This is a genomic window from Streptomyces sparsus, from assembly GCF_054776295.1.
The window spans coordinates 1-2,407 of record NZ_BAAHCA010000770.1 but is presented as its reverse complement, the minus strand read 5'-3'; the positions used below and the strand labels follow the sequence as shown (position 1 = coordinate 2,407).

Genomic DNA, 2,407 nt, shown 5'->3' with positions numbered 1-2,407 from the left:
GGCCGCCCGCGCGCAGGGCAGCGCGCCGTGACCGTAGCCGTCGGCCTTCACCACGGCCATCACCTCGGCACCGGACGCATGGGCGCGCAGGGCGCGCACGTTGGCGCGCAGGGCGTCGAGGTCGATGTCGGCGCGCAGCCTGGGCCGCGCGTGTGGTGCGGTGTTCACCGGTCCAGTGTCTCAGGGCCGCGGCGCGGGACGCCCGCGTCCCCGCCGGGGCGGCCCGGCGGGGACGGGTGGACGTTCGGTACGGGTGCGGCGGGCGCGTGGCCTCAGTCCGTCTTGCCGCGGCCCGTGACGGCGTCGCGCATGCGGTCGACGAGACCGACGCCGGGGGCCAGCAGCTTGTTGGCCGGCGGCGTGTCGGGCGCGCTCGGGTGCGGGCGGGTGGGAGCCATGCTCTTGGCCCGGCGCACCTGGTCGCCCAGTTCGTTGAGCTTCTCCTCACCGGCGGCGGCCCGCAGCCGGGGGAAGAGGTTCTGCTCCTCGTCGGCGACGTGGGCGCGGATCTCCTCCATGAGCTTGCCGGTGAGCCGGTCGAACTCCGGGTCGCCCGGCTCGACCCCCTCCAGGTCCTTCATAATCTGCTCGGCGGTCGCGTGCTCCTTGAGCTCCTTGTCGGCGATCACGTCGCCGTCGGGCAGGTACTCACGGACGGCCGGGTAGAGGTAGGCCTCCTCCGCGACGGAGTGCCGGACCAGTTCGATGGTCGCCTGCTCCACGTACGTCTTGCGGTCCTTGTCCCCCACGGGCAGGCCGTCGATGCGCCCGAAGATGTCCTCCACCTCGCGGTGGTCGGTGACCAGTTCGTCGATGACGTTGCCGCCGTGTCCCATTGCTTACGGTTTCCCCTCTGGGTCGGTCTCCCGCCGTGCGGGCTGACACCGGTTCGGGTATCCCGTGCCGGCCCGCTGTAACGCGGAACGTGCCGCCGATGCACCGGCCGGTCCCGCCGCGGACGGACGGCGGGGCGCCGGGAGGACGGGCGGGACGCACGGGGCCGCACGCGCCGGGGGCGGTGTGGCCAGGGCCACGGTGGGGCACGGCCGGCGCCCGGACTCAGTCGGCCCGGAGTGGGTACCGGGACGCTGCCCCCGGACGGCGTCCCGGTCGACCGGACGGTCTTCCGCTCCCCGTACGTGTCCCGGTACCCGGCGCCCCGGGCGGGCCCCTCCGCAGACACCCCGACCCCGTGCCCCCAAGGTGTGTGATGTCCCCCGAAGCGAAGAGCAGCCCGATGCGGCACGCCGCGAAGACGGTCCGGGCCGAAGCCCGCTACGTGTGGTCGGCGGCCGTGCGGGCGGTGCGGCAGTCGGGCCGGGAACGCGACCTGCTCGTGCAGTCGCTCAAGAGCGCGCTGGCCGCGCTGGCCGCCTGGGCGCTGGCGTCCTGGTGGCTGCCGGACACCCTGTCGCTGATGGCGCCCTGGGTGGCGGTGGTGCTGGTGCAGGCCACCGTCTACCGCTCCGTGTCGCAGGGCGTGCGGCAGGCTGCCGCCATCCTGCTGGGCACGGCGCTGGCCACCGGCACCGCCCTGACCGTGGGCCACACCGTGATCGCGCTCGCGCTGGTGCTGCCGGTGACGCTGCTGATCGGCAACTGGCCGCGCTTCGGCGGCCAGGGCATCGCCGTGGCCACCTCGGCGATCTTCGCCGTGACCGGTGGCGACCTGACGCTGATGGTCAGTGTCGAGCGGGTCCTCGCCGCGCTGATCGGCGCCGTGGTGGGGATCGCGGTCAACGCGCTGGTGTTCCCGCCGGCCTATCTGCGCAGCAGCGAGGAGACCCTGCTCGGCATGACCCGGGAGGCCGGCGCGGTACTCGACGAGATGGCCGACGGGCTGAGCGAGGGACTGGACCCGGAACGCGCACAGCGCTGGTTCGACCGGGCGGACCGGCTGCCGCAACGCGTCGAGGACGTGCGGTCGGCACTGGAGTGGAGCCAGGAGAGCATGCGCATGAACCTCACCTACCGGCGCAGGCTGCCCGGGTTCGCGACCGACATCTCGACCCACGACGTCGTGAACACGCTGTGGCACGTCAGCGACCACATCAGGGACATGACGCGCACCCTGCTGGAGGCCGCCGAAAGCCGCAGGGAGGACGGATACCCGGTGCTCGGGCTGGCCGACACCTACGCGGACTTCCTCCGGGTCGTGGCGCGGGCGGTCACCACCTACGGAGAGTCCACCGTCAGCGACGAGGAGAGCGGCCAGCAGGACCTCGCCGAGGCCGTGGAGCGGATGGACGCCGCCCACGACCAACTCCACCAGCAGTTCGGAGAGCTGCCCGCGCCGGACTCGGCCGACGTGGAACTGCTCGGCCCGCTGCTCGCCGAGGCCCGCCGCCTCTCCCGGCAGCTCCGCACCTGAGCCGCCGGCCGGCCGCCGCGGGAGCCCGTCCGTGCC

General features: G+C 73.8%; 3 protein-coding genes. 1 reads left to right on the top strand and 2 read right to left on the bottom strand.

The window, feature by feature from the left end; all coding sequences use genetic code 11:
* Together ACYVE9_RS23190 and ACYVE9_RS23185 are read right to left on the bottom strand one after the other, a co-directional pair.
* The coding region (locus tag ACYVE9_RS23190) for an alanine racemase (RefSeq protein ID WP_461029835.1) at window positions 1–168 on the bottom strand (168 nt) is incomplete at its 3' end.
* A gap of 104 nt (window positions 169–272) precedes the next feature.
* Window positions 273–836: a hemerythrin domain-containing protein gene (locus ACYVE9_RS23185; protein ID WP_461029834.1), complete on the bottom strand. Its 564-nt coding sequence runs from the start codon at window positions 834–836 to the stop codon at window positions 273–275.
* A 374-nt stretch (window positions 837–1,210) separates the two neighbouring features.
* Here ACYVE9_RS23185 and ACYVE9_RS23180 point away from each other — a divergent pair, with 374 nt between their 5' ends.
* Window positions 1,211–2,371: an FUSC family protein gene (locus tag ACYVE9_RS23180; protein WP_461029833.1), complete on the top strand. Its 1,161-nt coding sequence runs from the start codon at window positions 1,211–1,213 to the stop codon at window positions 2,369–2,371.
* Window positions 2,372–2,407: the final 36 nt, after the last annotated feature.